The following is a 7050-nucleotide window of genomic DNA, read 5'->3' as shown; positions in this document are numbered from 1 at the left end:
TCAGTCTCGGCGCCGATGCCAGCAAGATGGAAGTCAGCGGCATGGGCGAAGACAAGCCGATCGCCGATAACAAGACCGCCGCGGGCCGCGCCAAGAATCGCCGCGTCGAGGTGGAAGTCACCGGCACGGCGAAGTAGGGGAGCTTGTCCACGTTATTACTGGCTTTGGCCTGAGCCTTTCAAGGGCTTAGGGCGAGCGGAATGACATAATCTGAGCTTCCTTCGGAATGCGACGTAACTTTTCGGCGCCGGGTGTCGTCCGCATCGCCCGCGGGAAGCTGTAAGTGTTGAGCGTATGGTTTTGACCGTGTGCGTCTGATCGCACGAAGGTTCGGTTAGTCTTGCCGCTAAGAACGCAGCACGATATCCTTATTATATATTCTGCCATGACGTCCGACCAACCCAGGCACAGGCCAGACCGGACAAAAATCCATGTGCATCAACGAACGCCAGTACAGGAAAGTATGCAGGAGAGTTCGTTTCTGCAATCACGTCAGCCGGCTTTGCGTGATTAACGAAATGAAATAATAGAGGTAATGCTGGACTATGCGAGACAAACTTTTCGACAAGTCGGACCATGCGGTAACTGACTTCGATTTCGGGGAAAAGACGGCCGAGGTGTTCGACGACATGCTCGACCGCAGCATCCCGCTTTACAGCGAGCTGCAGCGCATGATCGGGGAGCTGGCCAATGAATTCGCCGTGAGCGGAACAAATGTGTATGACCTGGGTTGCTCGACGGGGATCACGCTGCAGAGCCTGATGGGAGCGATCAAGAAGGACGTGACCTTTGTCGGTGTGGATTATTCGGCTCCCATGCTTGAACGGGCGGAGCGGCGTTTCAAGTCGCTCGGTGACACGAGACCGCACCGGACCGTCTGCGCGGACCTCAACGGTGATTGTGATATCAAGAACGCCTCGGTGATTGTCCTGAACCTCACGCTCCAGTTCGTCCGGCCGCTCTTCCGGGATCTCGTGCTACGCAGGATTCACGCGGGGCTGAACGAGAATGGCTGCCTTATCCTGGTCGAGAAGGTGCTCGGCAACGACTCAATGTTCAACCGGATGTTTATCAATTATTACTACGAGATGAAAAAGCGCAATGGTTATTCCGAGACGGAGATCGCCAAGAAGCGCGAGGCACTGGAGAACGTTTTGATTCCCTACCGGGTGGACGAGAATCTCGCGCTGCTTCGCAGCAACGGATTTTCCCACACCGACATGTTCTACAAATGGTACAACTTTGCCGGATTTCTGGCAGTAAAATAGACCCATGCTCACCGCGTTTGGAAACTTTTTCTTTCACTATCGCGGTGCTTTAGTGATGTTAGTGCTCGTTGCCACGGTGTTCTTTGTCGAACCTCTGTATCCAGCCGGCAGCCGAACCTTCGATATCGCGCTCGATGTGGCGGGCTTTATGATCGCGTTACTGGGACAGGCGCTGCGCATACTGACGATAGGCTACGACTACATCCGCCGCGGCGGGAAGAACAAGACTGTGTACGCGGACCGGCTTGTACAAGGTGGAGTTTTCTCCCACAGCCGCAATCCGTTGTATGTCGGCAACATCCTGATCATGATGGGATTAACGCTCATCTTGAGCGTACCCGTAGTATATATGGTTTACATACCATTCTTCTTGTTCATGTACGCCGCCATCATCGCGGCGGAAGAGAACTACCTGCGGGGCAAATTCGGCGCGGAGTACGAAGATTATTGTCGCCGCGTGAATCGGCTTTGGCCGAACTGGAAAGGGTTCCGGGAATCGGTAGCCGATATGTCTTTCAGCTGGAAACGTGTCGTGAGTAAGGAGCACGGCACCACTTTTGGATGGCTGATGGCGGCGGTGGGATATCGCATGTATACGGTTCACCGCATCGAAGGACCGGACGCCGTGACCGAAGTGCGCTTCCTGGCTGGAGTAATGGCCGTGCTCACGCTCGCCTACATAATCGCGCGGGTACTCAAGAAGACGGGTCGGCTTGAAGAGGCTCCGACCACGGCGTAAACAGCCCGTGCGCCCGGACAGCCGGTTCCCTCGCCGCGGTTGTATTGGTTGTTGGAATAAAACAGTTGTGAAAACCGCTGCCATCTGGTAGCTTGTGTTTCCGTTCTGCAGCAGTACCCACCTCCTGCTAAACGGGATGAAATGACAAAATTCGTTTTTGTGACTGGCGGTGTGGTGTCCTCTCTGGGCAAAGGAATCGCCTCCGCCTCGCTGGGCACCCTCCTCGAAGCGCGCGGCCTCAAGGTCACTCTTCTCAAGCTGGACCCCTATATTAACGTCGATCCGGGCACCATGAGTCCGTATCAGCACGGCGAAGTGTACGTCACGCAAGACGGCGCCGAGACCGATCTCGATCTCGGGCACTACGAGCGTTTCGTGCGCACTACGATGACGAAGCGCAACAATTTCACCACCGGAAAGATATATGAAAACGTCATCCGCAAGGAACGACGCGGAGATTATCTGGGCGCGACCGTGCAGGTCATCCCCCATATCACGGACGAGATCAAACGCTGCATCCAGCTGGGCGCGAGCGATGCCGATGTGGCCCTGGTCGAGATCGGCGGCACGGTCGGTGACATCGAATCGCAACCGTTCCTCGAAGCGATCCGCCAGATGGGTGTGGAGCAGGGACAGAGCAATGTCGTGTATCTGCACCTGACCCTTGTGCCGTACATTGCGGCGGCAGGCGAACTCAAAACCAAGCCCACCCAGCACTCGGTCAAGGAACTGCTGTCGCTCGGCATACAGCCGGATATCCTGCTGTGCCGCGCGGAACGCCCGTTGCCCGAGGACGAACGCCGCAAGATCGCTCTGTTCACCAATGTCCCCACGCGCGCCGTCATATCCGCTATCGACGTGGACAATATCTACAAGATTCCGCGACTGCTGCACGAGCAGGGTCTGGACGAGATCGTGGTGGAGAAGCTGCATCTCAATGCGCGCAAGGCCAATCTCGCCGAATGGGACAAGGTGGTGCACGCCATGGAGCATGCCACCGACACGATTACGGTTGCGATGGTCGGAAAATACGTGCATCTCACTGAATCCTACAAGTCGCTGTCGGAGGCGCTCAAGCACGCCGGCCTGCATACGCTCACGCGCGTCAACATCCGTTACGTGGATTCCGAACAGATTGAAACTCAAGGCACGGCCCAGCTCGAAGACGTCGACGCGATCCTGGTGCCGGGCGGTTTCGGCGAGCGCGGGATCGAAGGCAAGATCAAGGCCGCCCACTATGCGCGCACCAAAGGTATTCCCTATCTCGGCATTTGCCTCGGGATGCAGGTCGCCGTGATCGAGTATGCGCGTAACGTCGCGGGTCTGAAGGGCGCCCATAGCACCGAATTCAATCCCAAAACACCGCACCCGGTGATCGCCATGATCACCGAATGGACCACCTCGGAAGGTGGCAAGGAAAAACGCAACGCCGGTGGTGATCTCGGCGGTACCATGCGTCTGGGTGGTCAAGAATGCAAGCTGATGCCAGGGACGCATGTGCGCGGACTGTACGGCAAAGATTCCATCGTCGAGCGTCATCGCCACCGCTACGAATTCAACAACCAGTATCGTGAGAGTCTGCCGGAGAAGGGCTTGGTGGTTGCCGGCACATCCGTGGACGGCACGCTGGTAGAAATTATCGAACTGGCGGATCACCCCTGGTTCGTCGGCGTTCAGTTCCATCCGGAATTTACCTCCACGCCGCGTGACGGACATCCGCTGTTCACCGGTTACGTGCAGGCCGCGCGGGCGCGCCATGCCCAGGCGGTTGCGCGACCGCAGGCGGCCACCACATGAAACTTTGCGGTTTCGAGGCCGATCTCGACCGGCCGTTTTTCCTCATTGCCGGGCCGTGCGTGATTGAATCCGAAGCACTGGCACTGGACACGGCCGGTCAGCTCAAGGAAATCACCCGGAGCCTCGGCATTCCGTTTATCTACAAATCGTCCTACGACAAGGCCAATCGCAGTTCGTCGAAGTCGTATCGCGGTCTCGGCATGGAGCAGGGGCTGGCGATTCTGGCCAAGGTACGGAAACAGATTGGCGTGCCGGTGCTGACCGATGTGCATGAGGCCGAGGACATCGACGCCGTTGCCGCGGCCGTGGACGTGCTGCAAACGCCGGCTTTCCTCTGCCGGCAGACGGATTTCATCCGCGCCGTGGTCGCGGCTGGCAAGCCAGTGAACATCAAGAAGGGCCAGTTCCTCTCGCCGCACGACATGAAGAACGTCGTGGACAAGGCAGTCGAAGCCGGCGGCAAGGATCGCATTATGGTGTGCGAACGCGGCGTGTCTTTCGGTTACAATAACCTGGTGTCGGACATGCGCTCGCTCGCGATCATGCGCGAAACCGGATGCCCGGTGGTGTTCGACGCCACGCACTCGGTGCAGCTGCCCGGCGGGCAGGGCACCAAGAGCGGCGGTCAGCGTGAGTTTGTGCCGGTGCTGGCGCGTGCCGCGGTCGCGACCGGCGTCGCGGGCTTGTTCATGGAAACCCATCCTGATCCGGACAAGGCACTCTCCGACGGACCGAACGCCTGGCCGCTCGGACGCATGGGGGATCTGTTGCAGACCCTCAAGGAACTGGACAGTTGTGTAAAGAAGCAAGGTTTTGCCGAAATGGCTTTGCCATCGAAATAGATTTCACCGCAGAGATCGTGGAATACGCGGAGAATACTGAAATCGCACGGGATTAAAGAAATTCTCTTACATCCTGTGAAATCCTGTTAATCCTTTCTATTCGCCCTTTTTCTAGAAAATAAAATCATGACGACGATCGTTGATGTGCATGCACGCGAAATCCTGGATTCGCGCGGGAATCCCACTGTCGAAGCGGATGTCACCCTGAAGTCAGGCGCCGTCGGTCGCGCCGCCGTGCCCTCCGGTGCCTCCACGGGCAGCCGTGAGGCCATTGAGCTGCGCGACGGCGACGCCCGGCGTTATGGCGGCAAGGGCGTAAAAAAGGCTTGCGCCAACGTCAATGGCGAAATACGCCAGGCGCTGCTCGGCAAGGAGGCGAACGATCAGGCGGCTATCGATCGCACCATGATTGATCTCGACGGCACGGAAAACAAATCCCGCCTCGGCGCCAATGCCATGCTCGCGGTGTCGCTTGCGTGTGTGCGCGCGACGGCGGCCGAGACCAGGCAGCCGCTCTACCGTTACCTCAACGGCCTGGGGGGAGGCGTGCCGATGCAGTTGCCGGTGCCGATGATGAACATCATCAATGGCGGCGCACATGCCGACAACAACATCGATATCCAGGAATTCATGATTCTGCCGGTGGGCGCCGCGACATTTGCCGAGGCGCTGCGCTGCGGCGCCGAGGTATTTCATGCGCTGAAAAAAGTGCTGCACGGCATGAAGCTCAACACGGCCGTGGGCGACGAGGGCGGGTTTGCCCCGAATCTCCAATCCAACGAAGCGGCCTTGCAGGTAATCGTGCAAAGCATCGAGAAGGCCGGCTATAAGCCGGGCGCTGAAGTGTGTCTCGGCATTGACGCGGCCAGTTCCGAATTCTTCAAAAATGGTAAGTACGAACTGGAATCCGAACACGCCAGCCTTACCGCCGAACAGCTTGCCGACATGCTCGCCAGCTGGGTCAGCAAATATCCCATCATCAATCTCGAAGATTGTTGTGCTGAGAGCGACTGGGTCGGCTGGGAGATGATGACAAAAAAGCTCGGCAAAAATATTCAGATCGTGGGCGATGATATTTTCGTCACCAACACAAAAATTCTCGAGCAGGGCATCAAGCGGGGCGTCGCGAATTCGATTCTTATCAAGGTCAATCAGATCGGTACTCTGACCGAGACCCTCGCGGCCATCGCCATGGCGCGCCAGGCCGGTTACACGTCCGTCATCTCGCACCGCTCAGGCGAGACCGAGGACACGTTTATCGCCGATCTGGCGGTCGCCACCGGCTGCGGGCAGATCAAAACCGGCTCGCTGTCGCGCTCCGACCGCGTGGCCAAGTACAACCGGCTGCTGGGCATCGAGGAAGAACTGGGTTCCGCGGCTGTCTATCCCGGACGCCGCGCGTTCCCGATGTTAAAAAACTGAAATGTAGCCCGGGTGCAGGCCTTTAAGGCCGAAACCCGGGAAATCGCATTGAAATCCCGGATTGCGCTGCGCTCCATCCGGACTACGACCTTTCGATTGGGCGGTAATGAACTAGAATGAAGTTCGTGAAAATCGCCACCTATGTCCTGTTAGCGATACTGGTGCTGCTGCAATACCCGCTATGGTTCGGCAGCGGCGGTGTAGTTGCTGTCTGGCGACTCAACCGCGAGATTGCCGCACAGGAACAGGAAAACGCCCAGTTGAAGGACCGGAATCAGGCACTCGAAGCCGACGTGAACGATCTCAAGCAGGGGCTGGCGGCGATCGAAGAACGCGCCCGGACGGAACTCGGGATGGTGAAGAAGGGTGAAGTTTTCTTTCAGGTGATCGAACAGCCGCGCGACAAAATACCGCCGGCGGATAAAAAACCGAAACCTTGAATCACGGATACAGCAGAAACGGTCGGGTCGCTTTTCTGCCCAGTCTTTCGCCCAGGGTCTTGAGGCTCGGCCGCCCGCTGACCTGAAACACCCGCCGGCTCAGCACCAGCAGGTCGATGGAAGGCTTGCTGGCGAGTTGCAGCACCACCTCCGCCGGATCGCCCGCTTCCACGGAAAATATCGCCGCCGGCATGCCATTGACGGTGGTTTCGAATTGCTTCCGCGCCGCCTCGGCCTGCTGCTCCTGCTCTTCCCTGATGTAGTCGAGAAATCCCTGACGCGCGCCCTTGGAAGACTGCCAGTCGTTGCCGATGAAGTCCGGCCATTGGCTGTCGATGACAAAAACGCCCGTCAGATCGGCATGACTCTGACGGGCGATAGTGGCAGCCTGGTTCAGGGCCTCTTGCGAGGCCGCTGAACCGTCGATTGCCACTACTATATGTGTCACCGTTATCTGTCGGTTCGGCTATTTTGTCGTTGGTGCCGTGGGTGCGGCCGGTGCCCACCACCAGGGGGATCAGGGCCAGCATGGCCATTTTCAG

7 protein-coding genes and 1 pseudogene are annotated in these 7050 nt (G+C 58.0%); 7 read left to right on the top strand and 1 reads right to left on the bottom strand.

Annotated features, from left to right (window positions below; all coding sequences use genetic code 11):
- From WB402_RS08345 to ftsB, 7 genes and pseudogenes are all read left to right on the top strand, one after another.
- A pseudogene (locus WB402_RS08345) lies at positions 1–137 on the top strand (OmpA family protein); the annotation flags it as partial.
- Positions 138–545: 408 nt separating this feature from the next.
- Positions 546–1268 (top strand): carboxy-S-adenosyl-L-methionine synthase CmoA, encoded by a 723-nt coding sequence (gene cmoA, locus WB402_RS08340; RefSeq protein ID WP_424206810.1) that lies wholly within the window; start codon positions 546–548, stop codon positions 1266–1268.
- Between the two features lie 4 nt (positions 1269–1272).
- Positions 1273–2007 carry a methyltransferase family protein gene (locus tag WB402_RS08335; RefSeq protein WP_424206808.1) on the top strand — a complete coding sequence of 245 codons (735 nt, stop codon included), beginning with the start codon at positions 1273–1275 and terminating at the stop codon, positions 2005–2007.
- Positions 2008–2148: 141 nt separating this feature from the next.
- Positions 2149–3804 (top strand): CTP synthase, encoded by a 1656-nt coding sequence (locus WB402_RS08330; RefSeq protein ID WP_424206806.1) that lies wholly within the window; start codon positions 2149–2151, stop codon positions 3802–3804.
- Complete coding sequence (kdsA, locus tag WB402_RS08325) at positions 3801–4646, top strand: 3-deoxy-8-phosphooctulonate synthase (RefSeq protein WP_424206804.1); 846 nt, start codon at positions 3801–3803, stop codon at positions 4644–4646. The genes WB402_RS08330 and kdsA overlap by 4 nt, the downstream gene beginning before the upstream one ends.
- Before the next feature lie 126 nt (positions 4647–4772).
- Positions 4773–6068 (top strand): phosphopyruvate hydratase, encoded by a 1296-nt coding sequence (gene eno, locus WB402_RS08320; protein WP_424206802.1) that lies wholly within the window; start codon positions 4773–4775, stop codon positions 6066–6068.
- A gap of 116 nt (positions 6069–6184) precedes the next feature.
- Positions 6185–6508 (top strand): cell division protein FtsB, encoded by a 324-nt coding sequence (gene ftsB / locus WB402_RS08315; RefSeq protein WP_424206800.1) that lies wholly within the window; start codon positions 6185–6187, stop codon positions 6506–6508.
- A gap of 1 nt (position 6509) precedes the next feature.
- Here the strand turns inward: ftsB and WB402_RS08310 are convergent, their stop codons facing one another.
- Complete coding sequence (locus WB402_RS08310; RefSeq protein ID WP_424206798.1) at positions 6510–6956, bottom strand: universal stress protein; 447 nt, start codon at positions 6954–6956, stop codon at positions 6510–6512.
- Between the last annotated feature and the right edge of the window lie 94 nt (positions 6957–7050).

It is taken from the genome of Sulfuricaulis sp., from assembly GCF_049587675.1.
In the GTDB taxonomy this organism is placed as follows: domain Bacteria; phylum Pseudomonadota; class Gammaproteobacteria; order Acidiferrobacterales; family Sulfurifustaceae; genus Sulfuricaulis.
The sequence above is the reverse complement of the archived record's forward strand: the minus strand, read 5'-3'. Positions and strand labels throughout refer to the sequence as shown.

Excerpts from the sequence above, each read along its gene's own strand:
- cmoA (WP_424206810.1), top strand. The coding sequence starts at position 546 with ATGCGAGACAAACTTTTCGACAAGTCGGACCATGCGGTAACTGACTTC.
- WB402_RS08335 (WP_424206808.1), top strand. The coding sequence starts at position 1,273 with ATGCTCACCGCGTTTGGAAACTTTTTCTTTCACTATCGCGGTGCTTTA.
- WB402_RS08330 (WP_424206806.1), top strand. The coding sequence starts at position 2,149 with ATGACAAAATTCGTTTTTGTGACTGGCGGTGTGGTGTCCTCTCTGGGC.
- kdsA (WP_424206804.1), top strand. The coding sequence starts at position 3,801 with ATGAAACTTTGCGGTTTCGAGGCCGATCTCGACCGGCCGTTTTTCCTC.
- eno (WP_424206802.1), top strand. The coding sequence starts at position 4,773 with ATGACGACGATCGTTGATGTGCATGCACGCGAAATCCTGGATTCGCGC.
- ftsB (WP_424206800.1), top strand. The coding sequence starts at position 6,185 with ATGAAGTTCGTGAAAATCGCCACCTATGTCCTGTTAGCGATACTGGTG.